23 protein-coding genes and 1 tRNA gene are annotated in these 22,457 nt (G+C 58.2%); 13 read left to right on the forward strand and 11 right to left on the reverse strand.

Annotated elements, in window-relative coordinates; translation table 11 throughout:
• Positions 1–83: 83 nt before the first annotated feature.
• Together HL45_RS06635 and ligA are read right to left on the reverse strand one after the other, a co-directional pair.
• The gene (locus tag HL45_RS06635; protein WP_049970358.1) at positions 84–833 is read right to left on the reverse strand and encodes an MBL fold metallo-hydrolase; all 750 of its coding nucleotides are present in this window, start codon (positions 831–833) and stop codon (positions 84–86) included.
• A gap of 290 nt (positions 834–1,123) precedes the next feature.
• A complete protein-coding gene (gene ligA / locus HL45_RS06640; protein WP_049970359.1) occupies positions 1,124–2,770 on the reverse strand; it encodes an ATP-dependent DNA ligase LigA in 1,647 nt (548 codons plus the stop codon).
• Between the two features lie 120 nt (positions 2,771–2,890).
• Between ligA and HL45_RS06645 the strand changes: the two genes are divergently transcribed.
• Both HL45_RS06645 and HL45_RS06650 read left to right on the forward strand, forming a co-directional pair.
• On the forward strand, positions 2,891–3,358 hold the full coding sequence (locus HL45_RS06645; protein WP_049970360.1) for a hypothetical protein: 468 nt from the start codon (positions 2,891–2,893) through the stop codon (positions 3,356–3,358).
• Positions 3,359–3,384: 26 nt separating this feature from the next.
• Positions 3,385–4,908 carry a hypothetical protein gene (locus tag HL45_RS06650; protein ID WP_049970361.1) on the forward strand — a complete coding sequence of 508 codons (1,524 nt, stop codon included), beginning with the start codon at positions 3,385–3,387 and terminating at the stop codon, positions 4,906–4,908.
• A 103-nt stretch (positions 4,909–5,011) separates the two neighbouring features.
• Here HL45_RS06650 and psmB read toward each other — a convergent pair whose 3' ends face one another.
• On the reverse strand, positions 5,012–5,746 hold the full coding sequence (gene psmB, locus HL45_RS06655) for an archaeal proteasome endopeptidase complex subunit beta (RefSeq protein WP_049970362.1): 735 nt from the start codon (positions 5,744–5,746) through the stop codon (positions 5,012–5,014).
• A 90-nt stretch (positions 5,747–5,836) separates the two neighbouring features.
• The gene (locus HL45_RS06660; RefSeq protein ID WP_049970363.1) at positions 5,837–6,016 is read right to left on the reverse strand and encodes a hypothetical protein; all 180 of its coding nucleotides are present in this window, start codon (positions 6,014–6,016) and stop codon (positions 5,837–5,839) included.
• Between the two features lie 311 nt (positions 6,017–6,327).
• On the opposite strand from HL45_RS06660, the gene HL45_RS06665 reads away from it, so the two are divergent.
• The 3 genes from HL45_RS06665 (at position 6,328) to HL45_RS06675 (ending at position 7,647) form a co-directional block, all read left to right on the forward strand.
• Positions 6,328–6,990, forward strand: coding sequence for a helix-turn-helix domain-containing protein (locus tag HL45_RS06665; RefSeq protein WP_049970364.1), 663 nt, complete (start codon positions 6,328–6,330; stop codon positions 6,988–6,990).
• Positions 6,991–7,102: 112 nt separating this feature from the next.
• Entirely contained in the window at positions 7,103–7,408 is a 306-nt protein-coding gene (locus HL45_RS06670) for a HalOD1 output domain-containing protein (RefSeq protein ID WP_049970365.1), read from the forward strand.
• A 41-nt stretch (positions 7,409–7,449) separates the two neighbouring features.
• On the forward strand, positions 7,450–7,647 hold the full coding sequence (locus tag HL45_RS06675; RefSeq protein ID WP_049970366.1) for a hypothetical protein: 198 nt from the start codon (positions 7,450–7,452) through the stop codon (positions 7,645–7,647).
• Here HL45_RS06675 and HL45_RS06680 read toward each other — a convergent pair whose 3' ends face one another.
• Positions 7,648–9,357 (reverse strand): adenine deaminase C-terminal domain-containing protein, encoded by a 1,710-nt coding sequence (locus tag HL45_RS06680; RefSeq protein ID WP_049970367.1) that lies wholly within the window; start codon positions 9,355–9,357, stop codon positions 7,648–7,650.
• Positions 9,354–10,307, reverse strand: a complete 954-nt coding sequence (locus tag HL45_RS06685) for an MBL fold metallo-hydrolase (RefSeq protein ID WP_049971927.1) — start codon at positions 10,305–10,307, stop codon at positions 9,354–9,356. The genes HL45_RS06680 and HL45_RS06685 overlap by 4 nt, the downstream gene beginning before the upstream one ends.
• A gap of 113 nt (positions 10,308–10,420) precedes the next feature.
• On the opposite strand from HL45_RS06685, the gene HL45_RS06690 reads away from it, so the two are divergent.
• Positions 10,421–10,735, forward strand: coding sequence for a DUF7553 family protein (locus tag HL45_RS06690; RefSeq protein WP_049970368.1), 315 nt, complete (start codon positions 10,421–10,423; stop codon positions 10,733–10,735).
• A gap of 25 nt (positions 10,736–10,760) precedes the next feature.
• On the opposite strand, the gene HL45_RS06695 is transcribed toward HL45_RS06690, so the two are convergent.
• Positions 10,761–12,122 carry a hypothetical protein gene (locus tag HL45_RS06695; RefSeq protein WP_233274706.1) on the reverse strand — a complete coding sequence of 454 codons (1,362 nt, stop codon included), beginning with the start codon at positions 12,120–12,122 and terminating at the stop codon, positions 10,761–10,763.
• Positions 12,123–12,158: 36 nt separating this feature from the next.
• On the opposite strand from HL45_RS06695, the gene HL45_RS06700 reads away from it, so the two are divergent.
• Both HL45_RS06700 and HL45_RS06710 read left to right on the forward strand, forming a co-directional pair.
• Positions 12,159–12,233: transfer RNA gene (locus HL45_RS06700), tRNA-Val, on the forward strand.
• 555 nt (positions 12,234–12,788) lie between these two features.
• The gene (locus HL45_RS06710; protein WP_049970370.1) at positions 12,789–13,616 is read left to right on the forward strand and encodes a NotI family restriction endonuclease; all 828 of its coding nucleotides are present in this window, start codon (positions 12,789–12,791) and stop codon (positions 13,614–13,616) included.
• Here the strand turns inward: HL45_RS06710 and HL45_RS06715 are convergent.
• Positions 13,613–14,569, reverse strand: a complete 957-nt coding sequence (locus HL45_RS06715) for a DNA-methyltransferase (RefSeq protein WP_211250838.1) — start codon at positions 14,567–14,569, stop codon at positions 13,613–13,615. The genes HL45_RS06710 and HL45_RS06715 overlap by 4 nt on opposite strands.
• A gap of 267 nt (positions 14,570–14,836) precedes the next feature.
• Here HL45_RS06715 and HL45_RS21895 point away from each other — a divergent pair, with 267 nt between their 5' ends.
• Entirely contained in the window at positions 14,837–15,040 is a 204-nt protein-coding gene (locus HL45_RS21895) for a winged helix-turn-helix transcriptional regulator (protein WP_084156817.1), read from the forward strand.
• A 103-nt stretch (positions 15,041–15,143) separates the two neighbouring features.
• Here the strand turns inward: HL45_RS21895 and sucD are convergent, their stop codons facing one another.
• Positions 15,144–16,013 carry a succinate--CoA ligase subunit alpha gene (gene sucD, locus HL45_RS06720; RefSeq protein WP_049970372.1) on the reverse strand — a complete coding sequence of 290 codons (870 nt, stop codon included), beginning with the start codon at positions 16,011–16,013 and terminating at the stop codon, positions 15,144–15,146.
• Complete coding sequence (gene sucC, locus HL45_RS06725; protein ID WP_049970373.1) at positions 16,010–17,152, reverse strand: ADP-forming succinate--CoA ligase subunit beta; 1,143 nt, start codon at positions 17,150–17,152, stop codon at positions 16,010–16,012. The genes sucD and sucC overlap by 4 nt, the downstream gene beginning before the upstream one ends.
• Positions 17,153–17,261: 109 nt before the next feature.
• On the opposite strand from sucC, the gene HL45_RS06730 reads away from it, so the two are divergent.
• From HL45_RS06730 to HL45_RS06745, 4 genes are all read left to right on the forward strand, one after another.
• Positions 17,262–18,557 (forward strand): CDP-glycerol glycerophosphotransferase family protein, encoded by a 1,296-nt coding sequence (locus tag HL45_RS06730; protein WP_049970374.1) that lies wholly within the window; start codon positions 17,262–17,264, stop codon positions 18,555–18,557.
• A gap of 138 nt (positions 18,558–18,695) precedes the next feature.
• Positions 18,696–19,724, forward strand: coding sequence for a glycerophosphodiester phosphodiesterase (locus tag HL45_RS06735; RefSeq protein ID WP_084156819.1), 1,029 nt, complete (start codon positions 18,696–18,698; stop codon positions 19,722–19,724).
• A gap of 96 nt (positions 19,725–19,820) precedes the next feature.
• On the forward strand, positions 19,821–21,380 hold the full coding sequence (locus tag HL45_RS06740; RefSeq protein ID WP_049970375.1) for an HAD-IIA family hydrolase: 1,560 nt from the start codon (positions 19,821–19,823) through the stop codon (positions 21,378–21,380).
• A complete protein-coding gene (locus tag HL45_RS06745) occupies positions 21,377–22,273 on the forward strand; it encodes a sugar phosphate isomerase/epimerase family protein (protein WP_084156820.1) in 897 nt (298 codons plus the stop codon). Before HL45_RS06740 ends, HL45_RS06745 begins: the two co-directional genes overlap by 4 nt.
• Here the strand turns inward: HL45_RS06745 and HL45_RS20300 are convergent.
• On the reverse strand, positions 22,261–22,440 hold the full coding sequence (locus tag HL45_RS20300; RefSeq protein WP_144240024.1) for a hypothetical protein: 180 nt from the start codon (positions 22,438–22,440) through the stop codon (positions 22,261–22,263). The two genes, HL45_RS06745 and HL45_RS20300, sit on opposite strands and share 13 nt — an antisense overlap.
• Positions 22,441–22,457 lie beyond the last annotated feature (17 nt).

Raw genomic sequence — 22,457 nt, forward strand, 5'->3', positions numbered from 1 at the left:
ATAAATTGCGTTGGGATGACCGATTCGAGCGACTGAATCAATCCCGAACCCTCGTCGCTCGTGGCTTCACTCTTCGTTTGACCTCACTCTTCGTCCAGCACGACGGCAATGCCCCGGCTTTCGGCATCCTCTCTGAACGCCTCGGAATCGGCTTCGAGCGCAGAAAGCGTGTTGTAATGAATCGGCACCACGAGGTCGGGGGAAAGTGCCGCTGCCAGTTCCGCCGATTCGCGTCTGTCCATCGTGAAACTGCCCCCGATTGGCGGGAGGAACAGAGAGACTTCGAGTTCTCGGTGTCCCGAAAGCGCGTCGGAGTCGCCGGGCCAGAATACGGTCGTTCCGCCCAGCGAAAGCAGGAATCCGACGCCGAACCCTTTCGGATGGTAGGGTTCCCCGTTCGCTCGCGTGTGCGGGCCGTCGGATTCGTTGTAGGCCGGAAGCGACCACGCTTCGCAGCCACCGACCGTCAGGTGGTCTTCCTCACCGATTCGCCGAGTTTCGTATGGTAGGTCGTCCACCGGTTTCACGTCCCGGTCGATTTCCTCGGTGTCCACACCGTCGTACACGACCACGGTGGTATCGTCGCCGGCGACTCGCTCTACGCCGTCAGAATCGTAATGGTGGTTGTGCGTGACGAAGACGACATCCCCGTCTTCCGCCCGGTAATCGACCGGTTTCGGGTGTCCCACGCCCGGGGTGTCGGGTTCCCAGTCGCCCGTCAGCACGCCGTATCGTCCGGGGTCGATGTAGGCGACGAAGCCGTCTTCCGTTTCCAATCGTACCGTCGCGTAGCCGAACCACTCCACCGTCAACTCGTCGTGCTGGACAGTCATACCAGTCGATAGGGGCGTTTTCCGACAAAAGAGTTCGGGCACGAAGGTGAGAGAAGGGTTCTCGTTGGTTCGTGTGAATCGGTTCTAAACAAATCACTTTCGTCGAGTTGACTACGAATCACGACTCCAATGAAACCGTACCCGCAACCGCCCACACACCTCCCCAACCGACTCCCTTCGGTCGTCCTTCGCGTGATAGTCGGCAGGCCTTTGGAACGCCCTCTGGCCTGCCGACGCACGCGCCGTAGGGTTTGTGTGGCTTCGGAAAGCGACCCAATCCACGATACCTCTTACTGCGATTCTGCGAGTCGCTCTACACGCGTTAGCGAATCAGCATCCCTTGGCGATTTATCGTCCCTCACTCCCAAAAATCGCGGGAATCGAAGGGCGTAGCCCGCCGAATAAGTCGGCGACGCCTGAATCTCCTCGTAGCCGACCTCGAAAACGACCTGTGGCGAGATATTCACTATTTGCCCGTCCTGCGCCGCGATGTGGGGTTCGAGCAGTTCGGTCAGGTCGGCCAGTTCCTCGTCCGTGATTCCGGTGGCGACCTTGCCGAGGGGTTCGAACCCGCTGCCCTCGGTTCGGGCGGACAGCAGGAAGGTGCCGAGGAAACTCGCCCGGCGTCCTTCGCCCCACTCCGCGCCGGTTACGACGAGGTCTAAAGTTTCCACGTCGGGCTTTCGTTTGAGCCAATTTTTCCCGCGACGACCCGGCGAGTAGGTCGAAGTCGGATTTTTGAGCATGATACCTTCGTGACCTGCATCGAGGGCATTTGCCTCGATTTCGACAATCTCGTCCGCGTCGCCGGTGACGGTGAGTGCGGAGACACCACCCGAAAGAATCGACTGCAATCGATCGTGGCGCTCAGTAAGTGGTGCGGTGAGCAAGTCCTCGCCGTCTGCGTGCAGGCAGTCGAAGGCCCGGAGTTCGACAGCGACTTGTTCGCGGGCGCGGGCCACGTCGTGTTTCCGGCGAAACCGACGCAGAATCTCCTGAAACGGGAGCGGTTCGCCGTCCGCCACGGCGACGACTTCGCCGTCCACGATGGCCGGAACGTCGAGGTTTTCGTGAATGTACTCCACGATTTCGGGGAGTGCGTCCGTCACGTCCTCCATGTTCCGCGAGAAGACGCCGACCTCCTCGCCGTCGTAATGAATTTGCACCCGCGCGCCGTCGAACTTCCACTCGATTCCTGCCTTCTCCCAATCTTCCAGCGCGTCGGTGACGATGCCCGCCTGTGCAAGCATGGCCTGTACCGGCCTGCCGACTTCGAGTTGTAGTTCGTCCAGTCCGGATTCGCCCTCGTCGCGGGCGACTCGGCCGACTCTGCCGTAGTCGTTGGACACCTGAAGCGCGCGCTCGGTCGCCTCGACGGGTACGTCGAAGGCTCCCGCGATGGCGTCCCGAACCGCCCCCTCGCCGACGCCGATTCGCATCTCCGAGAGAACGAGGCGGGCGAGATACCGCGCTTCCTGTGAATTCGTGCGGTTGAACAGCCCGAACAAGATATCTATTTTCGTGTCCTGACTGCCCGACCCCTCGACGCTGGCCAGCGTTTCAAGTTCGTCGGCGACTTCCGCGACGGTCAGTTCGTCTTGACCTGCTCCGAAGGCGGCCAATCCCTGTTGACCGCCGAACTCGTAACTGCCTGCAACTGCGCCGATGTCGCCCATCTCGGCCAGTTTGTTCTCTACGTCGTCCGCCGATACGTTCTGCCCGGCGGCGCGCGCAATCGCGGTGTAACAGAGGTTCGGGCCGATATCGAGCGTCGTGGAATCCCACGCCGGAAACACCCGCCCTTGTACGAATCGGGCGAGGACTTCGAGGTCGTCGTTCGCCGATTCGAGGAGGGCGGTGACCGCCTCGATGATGTCGGTGTCGGCGCTCAACTCCTCGATGTCTCCGGCCCGTTCCGCGAACTCCGCGAACTCCATTACCGACGCTTGCCGGTAGCCGGAGTTAAAGCCACGGCTTTCGGTTTCTTGGGCATGAAGGAGCTACGTATCGTCACAATTTTCAGATAATTTATCAGTAAAGAGGACAAAACAGTGTGTATGCGCCGCCGTGAACTGTTGGTTACTGCCGGAGCGGTCGTGAGTGCTGGCTGTGTCGAGGCTCTCGTCGGTGGTAAGTGGGCTGGCGAACACATCAAAACGACGGCGCTCAGCGTCCGTGATGCAGGCGGTTCGTCGCCGGTAAATGAACCACCGAGTGTCGCGTTTCGACCGGAATCGAAACAGGTCGTCGTCTCTGGTGCGCTCTTGGTCGGCTCCGAATCGTGTGACGAGGCAAAAATCGAGTCGATTCGCTTCGAGGAGGGGACGCTTCATACCGTCGTCACGTATGGAGAGGCAGGAGGAATCATCCCCCCACTGGGCTGTACAGGTGCCATGACGGCGGACGAATACGAACTCGTCGTCACGTTCCGCGATTTCGTCCCGGAAACCGTCGTCGCGGAAGAACGCGATGCGGTTTCCGAATCACGGATGACTACGACAACAAGGACGAAGCCCGTGGATTGAAGCCACTGGCACGCTCATCCCCGCGCATGACAGACGACCTTGCGTCGCAGGTAACAGACGTGCTCACGGTTGACCGCGAGGAGTTCCAAACTCGCGTCGAAGAGGACGCAGAGGTCATCAAGGAAGAACTCGCGAACGGGACGTTCGACAACCCGCAGGCAATCGTCGGCTTCGAATACGAGTTCTACGCCGTGGATAGGGGGACGAAAGCGCTCTCCCGAGTTCCACGCCGACTGCTGGAACTCATCGGCTTCGAGAAAGAACTCGGCCTGCACAACGCCGAGATGTCCACCAGTCCGCAACCGCTGAACGCACACGGACTGGCCGCACAGGAGGCGGAAGTGAAAGCCCGTCTCTCCGCGGCGGAAGACCGAACGACCGCCGAAAAAATGCTGCTCGTGAGCGACGGCCTCTGGACGATTCCGCCAGAGGGCGAGACGGCGCGGGAGTATTTGACCAACAGCATCGAGGACGATGGCACCCGTATCGCGTCGAACATGAGCGATTCCGTTCGCTATCACGCGATGGCGAACACCGACGCGGAAGTCGGAATGAAACTCGACGCACCGCACGTTTCGCTCGAAGCGGACACGGTGATGCCCGAGAGTCTTATCACCTCCATCCAACCACATTATCAGGTGCCACACGCCCGCGACCTCCCGGCGTATTTCCGCTACGCCGCTCGAATCGCGGCTCCACTGCTCGCGCTCGGCGTCAACTCGCCTTTCTTCCCGCCCGACCTCTACGACGACGCGCCACCGGAAGACATCGTGGATAAGGCGTGGATGGAGAACCGAATCGGCGTCTTCGAATCCGTACTGAACGCAGAAGACCCCGGAAAAGTTTGTTTTCCAAAAGATTTCGAATCCGCGGAAGAAGCCATCGACAACATCGTCAACGACCGCACAATCGTCCCGATGCCGGTGTCTCGTTCGGACAGATTCGACGACGGATTCGCCCATTTCAGACTCAAACACGGCACCTACTGGCGGTGGGTTCGCCCGGTGTTCGGGGGGGCGACGCGCTCCGCCGCGAACGCCCGAATCGAGTTCAGACCGATTGCCGCACAGCCGACGGTTCGGGACTCCATCGCGTTTCAGGCGGCCTTCGCGGGACTGCTCGAAAGCACGTTCCGCAGGGAACACCCGGTTACTCATCTCGACTGGGTCGTCGCCAAGGACAACTTCTACGCCGCGATGCGCGACGGACTGGACGCCGACCTCTACTGGATTACGAACGACGGCAAGGAGACGACGGATACGGAGGAACTGTTTTCCGACCTGTTTGCACACGCGAAGGATGGATTACAAGCTCGCGGCCTGTCGGACGAGCAGGCCGCGAAATATCTCTGGCCGCTCCGCCAGCGCGCCCGTCACGACATCACGCCCGCCAAGTGGAAGAAAAACGAGGTTCGTGAACGAATCGAAGACGGTGTGAGTCTGGAAAAAGCAATCACCGAAATGCAGAGCAGATACATCGAAAAGCAGACCCACACACTCATCGACGGAAGCTTTGCGAACTGGGTCGGTCGCGGGAAAACGGAGTTCTGAACGAGCGAGAGTATTCTAGACGAGCGAGATTCTTCCGAGCAAGTGAGAGTCGGTTGCTTCGCTGTCTCGACGGCGAAGCGACGAAAGAAGAAAGGAGACTACGCTACAGAACGTCGTCGAAGTTTTTGTGCCCGTTGATGGTGACGCCCTCGTCGGTGATTTCCGCGAGGAAGACGCCGTTTCCGCTGCCCGTGTCGCGCTCGACGGCGCTTTTGATACCGCGGGCCGCGATGGTTTTCGCTTCTTCGTTCGAGAGGCCTTCCTCGTAATCCTGTTCTAAGACACCGTAGGCGAGTTGCATGCCGCTTCCCGTGACGGTGTAATCGTCGGACATGACGCCACCTGCGGGGTCGAGGCTGTAGATGTGTGCGCCCTCTTCGTCAAGGCCGCCAAGAATCGGCGACACCATGAAGAACGGGCCGCCGCGGAGCATGTTGCCCGCGAGCGTGGAGAGCGCCTGCATGCTCATCTGCTCGCCGCGTCGGGATTCGTAAAGGTTCGATTCGATGCGCATCGTTCGAATGAACGACTGGGCACCGCCGACCGAACCCGCCATGGTGAGCGCGGCGGTCGGGTGAATCTGTTCAACCTTCTGGACGTTCTTGTTGGAGACGAAGCGACCGCCGAGGCTGGCACGCATGTCGGTCGCCATAACGACACCGTCAGCGGTGGTCAAACCGATGGTGGTCGTGCCGGTTTTGTTGACGTTTTTCATGTCCTCCTTCGAGAAGTTGTTCTCGGGGAGCGAGCCGATTTCCGGCTCGTAGGGATTCGTCTGGCCGCTGCCGAAGCGCTCCATATTCCGTGAAAATTCGGAGTCGTGCATTGGGCTACGCATTAGGCGAACGTAGTCCGCCAGTACTGATAAAACCAACCCTTTCGGTGTGCGATTCCGTGCCAAAGGGTCGGACAAAAGCGCAGGACGCGGTTACGGACGTGGTTTTGCGGACTCCTCGTATGCGTTTCCGATAGACTCCATGAGTCGGTGCATCGGGAACGGTACTCCGACTCGTCGGGCCATGATGGCAACCGGGAGCAACAGGATTCCGGTCAGGACGCTCATCTGGTACAGGGCGAACAGTGTAACGCGTCGTAGCGGTGCGAACATCTGAAACCTCGACCGACGCTGAGCCACATCAGTATAAAAGCGTTTATGCCGAGATTAATTCATAATGATTTGATTCTAGCAACTACCTCGACGCAGTCTTGCGATTCAACTACGGTTGTTTTTCAAACAAATCAATGCGAATTTGCGGGGGATTTCGCGTCAGAACTGGGTTTCCAACGCTACCGGTATGCGTAAGTTATGAGGATTATCTGCCTCTCGTGCGCATTCGAAGGGCCACCGGAGAATCGAACGAACCAAGAAACCAGCGACGTGGCCGCAAGGGTTGACGCGCGTCGCCCCCAACCACAGCTATGAACGTCGTCGTCGAATTTCGGCTTCCGGCGGACGGATTCGCCTTGGGTGAACTGTTCTCCCACCGGCCGGACGTGCGCATCGAGCTGGAACGCATCGTTCCGACGGGAGAAAAAGCGATGCCGTACTTTTGGGTCATCGGCGACGCAACGTTCGTTGCCGACGTGTCTGTCGAAGGATTGTCGGTCGATTCCATCGACGTGTTAAGCGAAACCGAACACGGCGCGCTCTGTCGGGGAGTCTGGTCTGCCGACGGTGGAATTGACGAAATACTCACCGCACAGGAGGCGACGGTTCTCCACGCCGAGGGTAACCGTGACGGATGGCTGTTCCGCGTCCGATTTCCCGACCACGAAGCGACCAGCCAGTTTAGAGAGTCGTGTGACGAGGCGTCGATTTCCTACGAAGTGCGGCGAATCTACCCGGTTTCAGAACTTCCGATGAAGCGATACGACCTCACCGAAGAACAGCGAGAAGCCCTCGTTACGGCGTTCGAATCGGGCTACTTTCGCGTCCCTCGGGACATTTCCCTCTCGGAACTGGCGGAGACGCTGGACATTTCGCCGCAAGCCACATCAGGTCGGCTACGACGGGGATTAGACCGAATGCTCGACTCGGCCCTGTTTCCTCCAAATAAATCGACGAATCAATCCGAGGGGTAATAAAGACGTGAACCAGTAAACCCCAAGGATTCACTATCTCGTTCCCTCATTTCCGAAGGCATGAAATCACGAACTGCCCTTCAACAAATTCAGGTTCCCTGAGGTGTTTGGAATGTGTAGAGAGTCACACGACGAGCGCCGAACTACTCACGGGACAGATAAATCCGTCCTCCACGAAACGAGATATGACGTCGACGACCCGATTACAGAGACAGTCATCGAGGCTATTTCGGAAGTGTCGAACGACCCGCCGACGGAGATGGAACCGCTCTACGAAAGCGTTAGCCCTGACGCATTGATGGATTTGTTCGACCGCCCGTCTCATGTAGATGTTCCCGCGCGCGTCGAGTTCCGTCATCACGGATACGCAGTCGTTATCGAGGACGACGGTCAGGTCACCATCTGTGATACCGAGTAAGGCCAGCACGCTTTTGCGCTTTTCCGACGTAGCACGCGTTTATGCCAGACACACTGTACGACGTGTACCTCGTCCCGTCCGGCACGCGCGGGGGAGAGCAGAATATCGTTTCGCCAGTCGAAGGGGACAAACTGGAGTTCTACGAGACGGGAGTGTGGCTACGACGAAAAGGCGGGCGCAACTTCTTCCCCTACGAACAGATTCGAACGATTCGGGAACACGAAGGCGAGCGACCGTAGCTACTCGACCTGTAAGCCGACGATTTCACGGGAGAAGATGTCGGCGTAACCCGACGGAGCCATTTTCAGCGACGGAACGCCCGGGAACGTGAGCGTCTGAATGGCGAGCATCGGCCGTTCGACGCTCGCACCAAGCGTTCGAAGGGCGCTCTCTACGGCGTCGTAGAGTTTCGCCGTTTCCTCCACTTCGAGGTCGGAACAGACGCCTGCGACTCGCATGGGGAGTTCAGTAACGACTTCGCCGTCCCTGACGACGGCCCAGCCGCCGCCCATTTCGTTGACGTGCGTGACGGCACGTCGCATGTCGTCGCCGCTCCCGACCGCTATCACACCGGGCGTCTCCCAGACCACGCTGGTTGCGACTGCACCCTCGAACGACCCGTAACCGGTCAGGAAACCGGTGAACCCGGTTCCGTCGCCTTCCGGATGGCGGTCGAGCAGGGTGACTTTCAGCAGGTCGTCGTCCGGTGCTGCGACGAGTTCGTCGCCTTCGACTGGCGGGGAAACCGTCGTCTGACCCGACAGCAGTCCTTCCCGGTACTCGATTGCGCGAACCGGCTTGTCCGTCGCCGAAACGCGGAACTGGTCGGGGTCGGTGCTGACGTTGACGCTGTCGTAGAAATGTTCCGGATACTCGTAGGAGCGCGGGGCGACGGTCGTCTCGTGCTTGTTGTAGACGACTTCGCCGCCGCTGATGACGGTCGTGACGTTGACGGTTTCCAAGTCGTCGATGAGGACGATGTCGGCGATGTTGCCGGGCGCGAGCGACCCGAGATTCTGGAGTCCGAAATGTCGGGCCGGATTGAGCGTCGCCATCCGAATGGCGTCGGCAGGCGGAACTCCTTCCTCGATTGCCCGCCGAACGACCACGTCCATGTAGCCTTCACGGATGAGTTCGCGGGGCCACATGCCGTCCGTCGAGAGCGAGATTTCGTCGGCACCGATTTCCTCGTAGGCCTCGCCGACTGCTTTCATGTCGTCCCGAATCGACCCGCACCGACCGACTGCATGAATCCCGTTTTCGACGCGTTCTATGATTCCCTCGCCGGTAATCGCCTCGTGGTCGTCGTCGATGATGGTCGAAAACGCCTGTAATTTCTCTCCGGAACAGCCCGCAGCGTGGCCCGAGACGGTTTTCCCGACCTGTTCTGCGCGGTCGTACAGGGCTTCTGCGGGCGTGTCGCGCCCCACGGCGTGAATCCAATCGGTTTCGCCGACGCCGACGATTCTTGCGTCTTCGAGTAGATTTGCGAGCGCATCAGCGTTTCCGCGCGCCGGGCCGAACGTGTCGAGGAGCGGTTGTGGCGGAATTGTCGCGTACACGCGAATCGGGAGATAAGACGTTGCGGCGAGCATCTGCTCTACGCCTTCCGGGCCGAATGCCGGGCCGAATCCCGTCACTTCGGTCACGACTGTCGTCGTTCCGCCTTCGAGGGCGTAGTGGTAGGCATTCTCGAACGTTTGGTGAAGGTCGATATGCGTGTGGGCGTCGATGAATCCCGGCGAAACGACGCGGTCGTTGGCGTTGATGACTTTCGTGTCGTCGCCGATTGCGTCCGTTGCGTCCTTCGGAAGCGCGGCGACACGATTGTTCGTCACGACCACGTCTCTGGCTTGGAACTCGCCGGGTTCGGGAAGCAGTACGCGCCCGTTTCGAATCACGAGGTCTGCTGGTTCCTCTCCGAGCGCGACTGGTTGCAAGTCGTTCATGCAGATACCTCTTCGTACACCACGACACCACCTTGTTCTTGTCGGCTTACGTCGCCACGCTCTTCGAGCACGTCCAAGTGACCGACTGCCTCGCTCATGCCTGGGAAATACTCCGTCGCGGGCAAGTCGTCGAACAATCCTTCCATCACGTCGAGCGCCGTCGTCGGCCCATCGACCAGTTCGCGGACGTTTTCGGTTCGCGTTTCGTGTGCCTCTAGAATCTCTTCGATTCGCTCCGTGGGGTTCTCGATTTCCTCGCGGTGACCGGGGAACACGTAATCCAGTTCACGCTCTCGAAGACGCGAGAGCGAGCGGTTGAACGCCGGAAGGACGCGGGGGCGATTGCCACCGTTTTCCATCGGTGGTTGGAGAAGCGGGTTCGGCGTGATGTCGGCGAGGATGTGGTCACCGACGACGGCTTTCGATTCGCCGTTTTCTTCGAACGTGAAAATCGTCTCGCCGGGTGCGTGGCCTTGCACCGATTCCGCGGTCAAATCGACGCCGTCCACTGCGATGGACTCGCCGTCTGCGAGTTCGAGGTCGGTCTCGACGCCGGGAGAAACCGACAGATACGCCTCCGGAAGATTGGTGACGGTTTCAGCAGTCGTCCTCGCCATCCCGTTTTTGTCGAAGAAATCGGCGAAATACGACTGTTCGTACTCCAGTCGAGATGCAAAATCGTGAATAATCGACGCGGTGTCGTGACTTGCAACGACGCGCGCACCGGCCTCTCGGAGTCGTTTGGCCAACCCGAAATGGTCGGGATGTGGGTGCGTGACGAGAACCTGTTCGATGTCGGTCGGTCCCATCCCGTTCCCTTCTAACCCCTCAAGCAGTGCGGTCCATGCCTCCTCACTTCCCGGCCCCGGGTCAACCAGCGTCCGTCCGGAAAGATAGGCGTTCACCGGACCGATTTGAAACGGCGTCGGAATCGAAAGCCGCGTAAACATACACTCGTGTTTTTCTCGGCCGGCATAATACCGTTTTTGAACGACCGTTCGGTCTGAACTTCGACGGAACGATTTTATCTGTTGCTCACCTAAGGACATGATTAGGTGGCACGATGAACAAACATTTCAAAGATGCGTGGTACTATCTCCGACGGTCGGGAAATCACCTCCGTCGCGGTGTCCGGGCGGAGTTAGACACCGGGGAACAAAAACTCAGAACGTGGACGGGGAGAGAGTGGGAATCCGAACCGGAACCGACGCGCCGGGAGAAGGTGCGCAGGAATTTCCGAGACGCGGAGCAAACGGTCAAACGACGCTCGCGGACGGTCAAAGAGCGGTCGCGGAAAGTCAAACGCCGGTCACGAGAAGCAAAACGGCGGTCGCGCGATGCGGTCAAAGACGCGCGAAAACGCATCGGAATGAGTTAGTCGCGGACAATCGGTCGTAACCGAATCAGTAGTCGAATCCGACGCACTCGCAGTCAGTGAAATCGTCGTTCTCGAACTGCGGCGATTTTGCATTCTTCCGGTCTACATCTACGCGTCCGCGAAACGTGGAGTTCAGCAATTCGACGTGGTCGCCTTTGACGAGCACCGTCGTTCTGTCGTCCGCGTCGTGGGTCGCGGTCACATCGTCGAGGACGATTCGGGGTGCAATCAGGTTGATTCCGTTTCGATTCTTCTCGCCGGAGTGAAACGCGAGTTTGCAGTGTCGAAGCGTCGTTTCCTCGCGCCAGATTTCAGCGCAGTAGCCGTGTTTCGAACCGTCGCCCCAGTCGTCCAGTTCGACACTCTCCAGCAGAACCGGCCCCTCCTCGTCGTTAACTTTGATGGCTCGCGCCGACGACTCGCAGTCGATTTGCAGGTCGCGTATTTGGGCAGACTCGCTCGACACGCGCAGACCGTCGTTGTCGCAGTTCGGGAGGGATATCTCGCCACCCGAAACCGCCACATCGCCTTCCTGTAGCCAGAGGCCGCATCCGGTGTACTCGATTTCGTCCACCTCGATTCGAACATCGTGGGCCACGTCGCCCGTTCCCAACCGCAAGTTCGCGTTGCCATTGTTTTTCCAGACGCCGCCCTCCACGATACAAGGGCCGTCTCCGCCCGCGAGATAGCCGCCGTTGTTGACCCACCCCTCGACGTGGCAGTCCCGAAACGTCAACTCGCCGCGGTGGTCGTCCGTGACGCTGATGCCGATTGGATGGCTGGTTTGGGATTCGACCGCGGACTGGTCGGGATACGTGTCGGGGCGAAAGTCACAGCCGTCGGGGAGCGAGACGGAAACAGTTCCCGACCCATCCGGGTGTGTCACCGCGGCGTAAATCGCCCCGAGGGCACCTTTGCCCGCAGAAGCGCATTCGCCCTCGATTTCGACGCTTCGGATTTGCAGATCGTGGCTCGCCCGCGCCGAAACTGCTTGCGACCCGACGCCATCAGCAGTCATGTCGAAGGTCAGATTTCGAATTTCGACCGATTCGGCGGAATTTTCTGGCGTTGCGCCCCATCCCCCGCCAACATCCAACCCGTACTGCTGTTCTGGGTCGGTCACGACCAGCGTGGCGTGGGGGTCGCCAACGACGGCAATCGCCTCGCAGTTGTTGTGTTCGAAGCGGCCGTGGAGGTGGTAGCGACCTTCGGCGAGGACGAATTTGGTTCGGGTTTCGGCATGTTCTTCGAGGACACGATGAAGGGATTTCTCGCCGGTTTGAGCTTCGGGGGCAACCTCTGCCACGTTCACCACGTTCCAGCCGGTCATGGTCGCTGTCGGCATCGACAGGTCTTGGTCATGGTGGCCGCCCGTTGCCGAAAGCAAGTCTTAAGTCTTGGGCAGGAAAACGTCAAACTGCGCGGGTCGGTAGTCTAGTCCGGTTATGACAGCTCCTTCACACGGAGCAGATCGGCAGTTCGAATCTGCCCCGACCCATTTCTGACGGTGTTACGTGACGAGTGGAGCGAGGAGCCTACACCGTCGAAATGGCGGGCAGTTCGAAGTAGACAAGCCGCATGCCCGGAAGCGCAACGCAGTGAGCATCCCGGAACGTCTCCACAAAGTTCGAATCCACCTCGATCTTTCTCCGAAAGCACCGTCAAAAGCCGAGTTTCGACCGCTATGGCTCGCCGACGGAGATGCTCTGCACCGGCAAGCCCTGCTCGTCCGCGAGGTTGTGAATGGCGGTGAGGAACTCCTCAGTTACGTCGTTTCGGGATATTCTTTCGAGAATCAGGCGCGTTTACTGAACGGTACTCTTTTCTTCCGAAGAATCGTTTGGTGACATGCTTTAGGTAGGTCCTGAAGCAATCGGGGTCAGTGCTCTAACACTGGCCTTTCAGCGAAACCCCGGTTTGCTTCGCTTGGGAATTTAGACTATAGGGAGTTGATTCTATTGATTTGAAGGGTTTGAGGGTGTGTGCGGATGGGTAGATTCGGATTGTTAATTAAAAGGACACATTCATGTGCTGAGGATAGTTGCTTTGAGTCATGCAACCGGAAATCGGAAAGCATCCTGTTGAGTTCTACGGTCATTTTCATCAGAATAAATCTGCTGTGGAGAACGGGAAAGAAACAGATCACTGTCCATTTATCGAGACGACATGCAAGAAACGACGAAAAAGTGAGGGCGAGAGTATCGGAACGTGTTCGGTTGGCTATCGAGGACAAGGACAAACGGAGTTTAAACCCCACTGTATCTGTCCCCACCGATTCGAGACGCCGGAAGTGCTGAACGAAATCGAATCGCTGTTCGTTGATGACGGTGAATATTTTGTAACGCCGGAGGTTCCGCTACAGGGAACCTCAATCGACTATGTGGCGGGCAAACGAGCGGACGACGGATCAGTTATTGACTTTGCAGGCGTCGAAATACAGGCACTCGATACCACCGGTTCGGTTTGGAACCACCGCGAAGCCTACTTCGATGACGACCTCGATATGGAAGCAGTCAGCAAAAACTACGGTATCAATTGGGCGATGTCGCTCACGAAAACGATGATGCAACAGGCGTACAAGAAGGGCCAAACGTTCGGTGAGTGGGGTGAGAACCTCATTTTCCTCGTTCAAGACGTGTCTATCGACTACATCCGGAACAACTACGACGCATCTGGACTCCGAAGCATTCGAAAAGACGACCCTGTTCATTTCTATTCGTACCGACTGGATTACAATACTGAAACTGACGACTACGAGTGGACGATTGACGAGAAACTGTCTGCCGACATCGACGGCGTTACGGATATGATGGTTCCGCCGGATGACGAGGCTCCGCCGACCAGAGGGGAGTTCTGTGAAGCGGTCGAAAAACGATTTTAAATAGTCTCGAACGTCATTTGGACGCCGCTATCGATGCGTGATTCGGCAGTTTCGAGATATTCTTCGCTGGCGTCGATTCCGATGCCACGTCGCTGGTGTTTGTTGGCCGCGACAACCGTCGTTCCTGTCCCGACAAACGGGTCAAGTACGATTCCATCCTCGGGACATGTGGCTTTAATCGGCAGGTCACACAAATCAACTGGATACACAGCGCAGTGTGAATCATCGCGGTGGTCGTCCTCTGGAACGATGTCCCAGATGTTCTCCGGCATTGGGCCGTCAGCGTTGTATCGAAGAAAGTAAAATCCGTTTTCAGCAAGTTCTCGGGCGCGTCCGGAGAGGTTTTCAGAGTTGCCGTGTGTCGTCCGCTGTTCATCGCGGATGACCATCCGGAAATCCTTGATTTCGCGGTTTTTCATTCGCTCTAAATGCTCTTCGAGAGCATTGTGGGCATCTTGTTTTTCTTCCTCGGTCAGTGCATCGTTGCCAGCAATCTGGCGACGATAGCGCGTGCCGGAGACACCAGTCGGGGAGACGACATCACCATTGTCCTTGTAAGTAAGTTCAAAATCCTCTGTTCCTCGAATCGCGGCGTCGTCGTAAACATACTCCTTCTGCTGAACGAAATGGAACACGTACTCGTGCATCACCCGGAGTCGGTCGTTGGCCGCACTTGGATTTCCTTTCACCTTGTTCCAAACGATGTCGTTACGCAGAATCCAATCCTGTTGGTCTTGGAGGGCAAGTGCGGTTCGCCACGGGACGCCCACCAAATTTTTATTTTCGTATGTGTCTCCGATATTCAGCCAAAACGAACCTTTGGGCTTCAGCACTCGCTTGAGTTCATCAGTAATTTCCAGTAGCCTTTCAACGAACTGCTTCGGAGATACCTCGTTTCCAAGCGTACTCTCCCCGCTGTACTCTCGCACGCCCCAGTACGGTGGGGAGGTCATGATACAGTCAACTGATGAGTCGGGAAAGTTCTGCAACACATCGCAACTATCGCCATGAATCAGTCCATTTGCTGAATCGGATTCTATCCAGTGCTGTGCTTCGCCCGGCTCAATCATTGGTGAAAAGTGGTTCCCTCTCAGTAATAAGTCTCATCATGGCTCTTGTTCAGATATGAGGACACAACCATCTTATTTCTTATGATCGTATGCATACGTATGCTACCATCCATTTAAAACTATTTGTGGTCGGGAAATCAAACTGCAAGCATGCCCGAAATCCATCTCAGTCCAACCGATCGCGCGATTGTAGAAATGCTACAAGAAGGGCGGTGTACTCCTGCCTATATCGCTTCTAAAAATGATTATAGTCGGGCACACGTTCGTAATAGACTCCACCGACTAGTGGAACTGGGATATGTCGCACGCATTCACAAGGGATTGTACGAAATTGAAACGAATCCAATTAAATAACGGAGAGTGCGGTGGCAGGGTTTCTTCTATCAAAGTTTCCAAATGCTTGCTACAAGGCGAAAATCGTATTCTGTTCGAACTAGCGAAAAATTAAACCGTAATCTTACAGGAAGTCTTCGATGTTGTCCGCGACTTCCTCGGGCGTGTCGCCGACCGGGACGCCCGCGTCGTTCAGAGCGTTGATTTTGCTCTCCGCAGTTCCCGTTCCGCTACCAGAGACGATCGCACCGGCGTGACCCATGCGCTTTCCTGGCGGGGCGGTTCGACCCGCGATGAAGCCAGCCACGGGGGTGTCCATGTTCTCCGCGATGAACGCCGCGGCGTCTTCTTCGTCCTCGCCGCCGATTTCGCCACACATGACGACTGCGTCGGTGTCCGGGTCGTCCTCGAACAGCGAGAGAGCGTCGATGAAGTCCGTGCCGATAATCGGGTCGCCGCCGATGCCGATGGCGGTGGTCTGGCCGATGCCGCGCTGGGTGAGGTTATCGACCACTTGGTAGGTCAGCGTCCCCGAACGGGAGACGAGGCCGACGTTTCCGGCCTCGAAGATGTTGCCGGGGAGGATACCGAGTTTGGCCTCGCCGGGCGTGATGATGCCGGGGCAGTTCGGGCCAAGGAGTCGCGTGTCAGTTTCCGAGAGTCGTTTGTACACTTTCGACATGTCCTGCGTCGGGACGCCCTCGGTGATGGCGACCACGAAGTCGAGGTCGGTGTCGAGTGCTTCGAAGACAGCGTCACCAGCGAACGCCGGTGGAACGAAGACGACCGATGCGTCGGCGTCTTCTTCATCGACTGCTTCGTGAACGGTGTCGTAGACGGGCACGCCTTTGACTTCCTGCCCGCCTTTGCCGGGCACCGCACCGGCCACGACGTTCGTTCCGTACTCCATCATCTGTTCGGTGTGGAAACTGCCCTCACCGCCAGTGATACCTTGGACGACTACTCGGGTGTCGTCGTCTACGAGAATGCTCATTGTTCTTCCTCCGCGTTTTCGACGGCACGCTGAACCGCGTCTTCGAGCGTTGCTTCGACCTGAACGAGGTCGGTGTTCAGGATTTCCATCCCTTCTTCGGCGTTCGTTCCGGCGAGTCGGACGACGACCGGTTTCGGAATCTCGTCCAACGATTCGAGTGCCTCGTTGATACCTTTGGCAACCTCGTCACCGCGGGTGATGCCGCCGAAGATGTTGAAGACGACCGAATCGACGTTCTCGTCCGAGAACACCATGTCCAGCGCGTTCGTCACGCGCTCTGCTTTCGCGCCGCCACCGATGTCGAGGAAGTTGGCGGGTGTGCCGCCGTAGTAATCCACGAGGTCGAGCGTCGTCATGACCAGTCCGGCACCGTTGCCGATGATGCCGACGTTGCCGTCGAGTCGGACGTAGTCGAAGCCGTATTCGCCTGCCATCTGTTCGAGGTCGTCCTCGTAGGAGTCCTCTTCCATCTCGGCGAGGTCGGGGTGGCGGAACAGCGCGTCACCGTCGATGTTGAGCACTGCGTCCGCGGCGACGATTTCGTCGTCGCTCGTGACCATCAGCGGGTTGATCTCCGCGTCGCTCGCGTCCTTGTTCTCCCATAGGTCATACAGCGTCGTGAGGACGCTCGCAACGTCCATTGCAATGTCGCTGTCAACGCCCGCGTCGTACACGGCCTTTCGGGCCTGATACGGGTGCATTCCGAACGCCGGGTCGATGTGTTCCCGAGCGATTGCGTCGGGCGTTTCCTCGGCGACTGCTTCGATGTCAACGCCACCTTTCGTGGACACCATGGCGACGGGTTTGCCCTCGCCGCGATCCATCGTCACGCCAACGTACAGTTCGTTGACAAAATCGACGGCCCCTTCGACCAACACCTTCTCGACAGTGTAGCCTTTCAAATCCATCCCGATGATGGATTCTGCGGCCTCTTCCGCCTCGTCGCGGTCTTCTGCGAGTTTAATGCCCCCGGCCTTTCCGCGGCCGCCGACATGTACCTGCGCTTTCACCGCGACGGGGTAGCCGATGCCCTCCGCCGCTTCGACGACCTCGTCAACACTCTCTGCAAGTGCCGAATCGGGCGTCGGAATCCCCGCGTCGGAGAACACCTCCTTCGCCTGGTACTCGTGTAGCCTCATGCACTCGAAAGGGGGTCGTCGCGCCGCTTAAATCCCGCCGGTTCACTTCCGGCGGGACGCCCCCTCGCGGGCAGGTAATTTTTGCCATCGGCGGTCGTTCAGTTCATTCGTGAAAATCGGCCAATGGGTTCCCGTCTCGCTGAAGCGGTCACTGGTTCGGCCATTCGCCGAACGAATCGAAAAATGGTCGCTCGCACTCCTCTTTCAGTGGGTGCTGTACGTTCTGCTGAAACGGTTGTGGAGATTCGGAACTGCAACCGGACTGTGGACGCGCGACGACACCCGCTGGGTGTTTGGCGCGCGCGGCGGTGGGGCGTTCGTGGACAACGCAAAGTATCTGTATCTACACGTCGCAAACGAGCAGCCCGAGATTCGACCCGTTTGGCTCTCGAAAAACCGGAACGTTGTGCGCGAACTCCAAGAGTCCGGTTACGAGGCGTACTACACCTACTCGTTCCGTGGACTGCTGGCGAACCTTCGCGCAGGTATCGTCCTCCTCACGCAGGGGCACCGCGATGTCGCCATGCCTTGCTGTGCGGGCGCGAAGACGGTGCTGCTGTGGCACGGAATCCCGCTGAAAACGATTTCGTGGGACGCCGAATTCCCGACCCGCCCGGCACCAATGCAGGCAGTTCATGAATACATGGCCGACGAGTTCGACCGACTCCTCGTTCCGAGCGAGAACCTCGCCGACGTGTTCGTATCCGGACTGCACATCGACCGCAACCGGATGATGTTCGCGGATTATCCGCGTCTCGATGCGCTCTTTTCGGACGTTCGGGGGAGCGAAATCGGAGGGGACGAGAAATTGCAGAAACGCATTCGGCATCTCTCGCGGAACCACCACGTTTTCTTCTACCTGCCGACGTTCCGAAACGGCCCGGAACGACGGTTTTCGGAACAGTTCGATTTCAACGAACTCGACGATTTTCTGGGACGAACGGACACCTACTTCGTCGTCAAAACGCATCCGAGAGAGCAGTTCGACCTGCCGTCGAACTGCGAACGAATCGTGAAATTGCCGGAAAAATGCGACGTGTACCCGCTGCTCCGACACGCCGATACGCTCGTGACGGATTATTCGTCCATCTATTTCGATTATCTCGCCCTTGACCGACCGGTGGTTTTCTTCCCATACGACCGCACCGAGTACGAGAACTCACGAGGGTTCTACTTCGACTACGACGAAATCACGGCGGGGCCGGTCGCTTCGAACTTCGACGAACTGCTCACTGCCCTTTCGTGGACGCTCGAAACCGACTTGGAGAAAGCTGCACGACGCGAACTCTCCCGAAAGCTGTTGACCGACGTGAATCGAACTGGCGAGCAGTCTGCCCTCGTATACAGTGCGATTCGTCGGGAACTGTTCGGGGTTCGTACCGACGGACTATATAGAATACTGTGAAATGGTTTGTCACACTAGAGTTCAAGACGAGTCAATATATTAAAAGAGAAACCTTCAAGTCTGACTAGCCGTATTCGAATCCAAGGGTGGCAGAACACGCACAACACCCAAAATGTGCGGGTCTGCCCGAATTTGCCTATGGCACGCACGAGCGGAACGACGGAACGACAGTCGGACGTCGAACAGCACTCGAACGCCGGACAACAACCTGCGAATCCCAAACAACAACCATCGAACATCGAACAGCAATCTGCGACTCTCGAATCGCCTGTAAACGCCGAACTGGCGACGACGGAGTTCGAACAGACCGTGGATGCAGACGGACAGTCTGCATCCACGAACGACCTCTCGATTATCGCCCACCGCGGTTTCGCGGGCGTGTATCCTGAAAACACGATTGGAGCGGTAAAACAGGCCACGGCCGCGCCGACGGGCGCACCGGAGATGATAGAAATAGACGTGCACCCGACCGCGGACGGCGAAATCATCGTCTTTCACGACACTCGTCTTGACCGGTTGACGAACGCGCCGGAAACCCTCGCAAGTCAGCGCGTCTGGAATTTACCATACGGCGACCTGCGCGACGTATCGATTCTCGGAACTGACGAAACGATTCCGCGGCTGGAAGCCTTCCTCGACGCAGTTCCGTCTGAAATCGGCGTCAACATCGAGTTCAAAAATCCCGGGACGCTCGACATTCGGCCACGCGAAAACCTCCCGCCTGAAGACCGAGAAAAACAGACGGAGTTGTGGCGTCCGTTCGCAGAGCGCGTCCTTTCGACGCTCGCCGACTACGACCACGAATTTCTCATCTCCTCGTTCGGCGAAGGTGCGCTCGCGGCGGTTCGTGAACTCGATTCGAACATCCCAATCGCCGCGGTGTTCGCCAGATCAATCGTGGACGGGTTCGAAATCGCACGCCGATACGACTGCGATGCGATTCATCCCCCATGGAACATGATTGCCGGAACCGAACTGTTCAACGACGAGTACGGTTCGCTCGGCCCTTACGACGAAATCGACATCGTCGACCTCGCACACGAGGAAGGCTACGACGTGAACGTCTGGACTGTCGAGAGTTGGTATCAGGCGAGCCAACTACACGAGGCGGGCGTGGACGGCATCATCGCGGACTATCCGAACGTTCTGCGCTTTTCCGGCCGCTGACACCTCCGAAAAATCAACGACGGAACCATCGACATCCTGACCGCTAGCCCGTAACCTTATCACAAACTACGTCGCGGTATTGGGTCGGTGACTTTCATGAGGGGGGTAATTCTGTCAGCGGGGATTGGGTCTCGACTTCGACCGCTCACGCTTCACAAGCCGAAATGTTGCGTGACCGTGGATGGCGAACCGATCCTCGCCCGACAGTTACGAGCGTACGACGATGCAGGGGTAACGAACGTTACGGTCATCGCGGGTTATCTCGCGGACGACGTAAAAACGGTCTGCGAGCGAGTCGCTCGTCAACGACCGAATCTCGACGTGACCGTCAGAACGAGCGAGGTGTTTGCCAACACGGACAACATGTTTTCCTTATCGCTCGCGGCGGAGGACGTTGCCGGAGAGGAGTTCGTTCTCAGCAACGGCGATGTCGTTTTCGACCCCGGCTTACTCGAAACGGTGGTCGAATCCGACGCCGACAGCGCGGTGGCCTGCGATACGGGACAGTTCAGCGAGGAGGCGATGAAAGTCTCGATTGACGAAACCGATCGACTCACACACATCGACAAAGGAATTCCCGAGGAGGCCGCACACGGCTGTTCGACCGACGTGTACCGATTTTCGGCCGACTTCTCGGCGATGCTGTTCGAGGAAATCACGAGAACAATCGAGCGCGAAAACGAGTACTGTGAGTGGACTGAGCTGGCAATCGACGAAATCGTCCGCAATCGAACTCACGACTTGTCGGTCGCGGACGTGAGCCAGTATCGGTGGGTCGAGATAGACGACTTCACCGATTTGGAATCCGCGGACTTGCTCTTTAGTTCGCTCTCTTCGCTCGAATCGAAGGAGGCGGTGTTTTTCGACCTCGACGGAACGGTCTATCTGGACGACGAACTCGTGGACGACGCGAAGGCGCGAATCGAAACGCTGCGCGAATCCGGCGTTGACGTGTACTTTCTCACCAACAACTCCTCACGGTGGAAAGACGACTACGTGCAAAAGCTGAACTCGCTCGGCGTAGAGTGCGATACGGAGAATTTGCTTCTTTCGACTGACGGGGTCATTCAACACCTTCAAGACACGGACGACGAGGTGTTCGTGCTGGGCACGACGGCGATGCGAGACGCCCTTTCCGACCACGGAATCGCTGTCGATTCCGACGACCCCAACCACGTCGTCGTCGGCTTCGATACGGAACTCACCTACGAGAAAGCCCGCGAAGCGACCCTCGGAATCCGAAACGGGGCGACGTTCCTCCTCGCACATCCCGATACAGTGTGCCCGACTGCGGAGGGAATGGTTCCCGACTGCGGTTCCATCGGCGCGTTGGTCGAACGCGCGACGGACAGAAACCCCGACCAAATCTTCGGCAAGCCTAACGCCGAGATGATTCGGCACGTCCTCGATTCGAACGGCTACGCGCCCGAGGACGTTGTCGTCGTCGGCGACCGACTGGAAACCGACGTGCAGTTGGCCGAAAACGTCGGCTGTGAATCCGTCTGCGTGCTGACCGGGGATGCCACTCGTGCAGATGTCGAAGCAAGCGACATCAATCCGACGCTCGTCGCGCCGAGCGTCGAGGTGCTCGACCAGTTCGTCTCCGTCTCGTCCGAAGCGAGCGCACAGCGAGTCCTCGACGAGGGTGCGTCGTGAGCGGTGTTGGTAGTGGTGATGTCGGTGATAGTAGCGGCGGTGATGTCGGTGATAGTAGCGGCGGTGATGTCGGTGGTCGGGGTGTTCGGACGGGGTTCGTAACTCAGACCCACACCGGCGAGGTGACGTGGCAGAAAGCAATCGAAGAAGGTGCGAACCTTGGATTCGATTTCGCCGAACTGTATCTGGACGGCGCGACGGAGCGGACGAAACTCGACCCAGCGGCAGTCCGGTCGCTGGCGGACGAGCAGGGTATCGACCTGCTCGTCCACCTCCCGTTCGTGGACGTAGAAATCGGGTCGCCCCGGGAAGGTATCCGCGAAGCTTCGCGCGAAGAGCAGAAAGCCTGTGTCGAAACCGCGGAAGCGATGGGCGCGGAAAAAGCGGTTCTGCACGCGAGTTCCCACGCAACTCCGCCCGAGTGGACGCGGGAGGACGTGGAACCGTACCTCCTGTCCGCGATACGCGAACTGGATACGTTCGGCGAAGAACACGGCGTGGAAATCTGTGTCGAGAACCTGCCCGGAATCCTGTTTACGGTACACGATTTCGACCGGATTTTCGCGGAGACGGACGCCGCGATGACGTTCGACACGGGCCACGCGCGCGTGGACGGGATGGACGCGGAGGATATGGAATCGTTTCTGACGGCGCACGGCGACCGGATTTCCCACATCCACGTCAACGACGCCCGGGGGCCTGCTGACGAACACGTCCCGACAGGTTCCGGGACGCTGGATTTGGCGACGGCGCTCGCACCGGTTCGTGATGGTTGGTCGGGAACCGTCTCCGTCGAGGTGTACTCCTTCGACTTCGACTACCTCGAACTGAGCAAGCGAAAGTTGGACGAAGCCATCCGAGAGAATGGAAGCGAGTCGAATCAGTCGTCGTAAAACCGAACCAGTCGGCACTCGGGACAGCGATAGCTGTTCAGGTACGCGACGCTGAGGCCGAGCGAACTCAAAACGCCGCCCGACGGCTTGATTTGAATCCGCTCCTCGCCGAACGTCTGATGTTCTACGGCTTCCATCGAAACGTCACAGTCAGGACACGTTGGCATACTATCGACTCCACGTC

Source organism: Haladaptatus cibarius D43, from assembly GCF_000710615.1.
Classification (GTDB): domain Archaea; phylum Halobacteriota; class Halobacteria; order Halobacteriales; family Haladaptataceae; genus Haladaptatus; species Haladaptatus cibarius.

Excerpts from the sequence above, each read along its gene's own strand:
- HL45_RS06735 (WP_084156819.1), top strand. The coding sequence starts at position 18,696 with ATGGCACGCACGAGCGGAACGACGGAACGACAGTCGGACGTCGAACAG.
- sucD (WP_049970372.1), bottom strand. The coding sequence starts at position 16,013 with ATGAGCATTCTCGTAGACGACGACACCCGAGTAGTCGTCCAAGGTATC.
- HL45_RS21895 (WP_084156817.1), top strand. The coding sequence starts at position 14,837 with ATGCCCGAAATCCATCTCAGTCCAACCGATCGCGCGATTGTAGAAATG.
- sucC (WP_049970373.1), bottom strand. The coding sequence starts at position 17,152 with ATGAGGCTACACGAGTACCAGGCGAAGGAGGTGTTCTCCGACGCGGGG.
- HL45_RS06690 (WP_049970368.1), top strand. The coding sequence starts at position 10,421 with ATGAACAAACATTTCAAAGATGCGTGGTACTATCTCCGACGGTCGGGA.
- HL45_RS06660 (WP_049970363.1), bottom strand. The coding sequence starts at position 6,016 with ATGTTCGCACCGCTACGACGCGTTACACTGTTCGCCCTGTACCAGATG.
- HL45_RS06685 (WP_049971927.1), bottom strand. The coding sequence starts at position 10,307 with ATGTTTACGCGGCTTTCGATTCCGACGCCGTTTCAAATCGGTCCGGTG.
- HL45_RS06740 (WP_049970375.1), top strand. The coding sequence starts at position 19,821 with ATGAGGGGGGTAATTCTGTCAGCGGGGATTGGGTCTCGACTTCGACCG.
- HL45_RS06715 (WP_211250838.1), bottom strand. The coding sequence starts at position 14,569 with ATGACCTCCCCACCGTACTGGGGCGTGCGAGAGTACAGCGGGGAGAGT.
- HL45_RS06710 (WP_049970370.1), top strand. The coding sequence starts at position 12,789 with ATGCAACCGGAAATCGGAAAGCATCCTGTTGAGTTCTACGGTCATTTT.
- HL45_RS20300 (WP_144240024.1), bottom strand. The coding sequence starts at position 22,440 with ATGCCAACGTGTCCTGACTGTGACGTTTCGATGGAAGCCGTAGAACAT.
- HL45_RS06670 (WP_049970365.1), top strand. The coding sequence starts at position 7,103 with ATGTGTAGAGAGTCACACGACGAGCGCCGAACTACTCACGGGACAGAT.
- HL45_RS06680 (WP_049970367.1), bottom strand. The coding sequence starts at position 9,357 with ATGAACGACTTGCAACCAGTCGCGCTCGGAGAGGAACCAGCAGACCTC.
- HL45_RS06645 (WP_049970360.1), top strand. The coding sequence starts at position 2,891 with ATGCGCCGCCGTGAACTGTTGGTTACTGCCGGAGCGGTCGTGAGTGCT.
- HL45_RS06665 (WP_049970364.1), top strand. The coding sequence starts at position 6,328 with ATGAACGTCGTCGTCGAATTTCGGCTTCCGGCGGACGGATTCGCCTTG.
- HL45_RS06650 (WP_049970361.1), top strand. The coding sequence starts at position 3,385 with ATGACAGACGACCTTGCGTCGCAGGTAACAGACGTGCTCACGGTTGAC.
- HL45_RS06675 (WP_049970366.1), top strand. The coding sequence starts at position 7,450 with ATGCCAGACACACTGTACGACGTGTACCTCGTCCCGTCCGGCACGCGC.
- ligA (WP_049970359.1), bottom strand. The coding sequence starts at position 2,770 with ATGGAGTTCGCGGAGTTCGCGGAACGGGCCGGAGACATCGAGGAGTTG.
- psmB (WP_049970362.1), bottom strand. The coding sequence starts at position 5,746 with ATGCGTAGCCCAATGCACGACTCCGAATTTTCACGGAATATGGAGCGC.
- HL45_RS06635 (WP_049970358.1), bottom strand. The coding sequence starts at position 833 with ATGACTGTCCAGCACGACGAGTTGACGGTGGAGTGGTTCGGCTACGCG.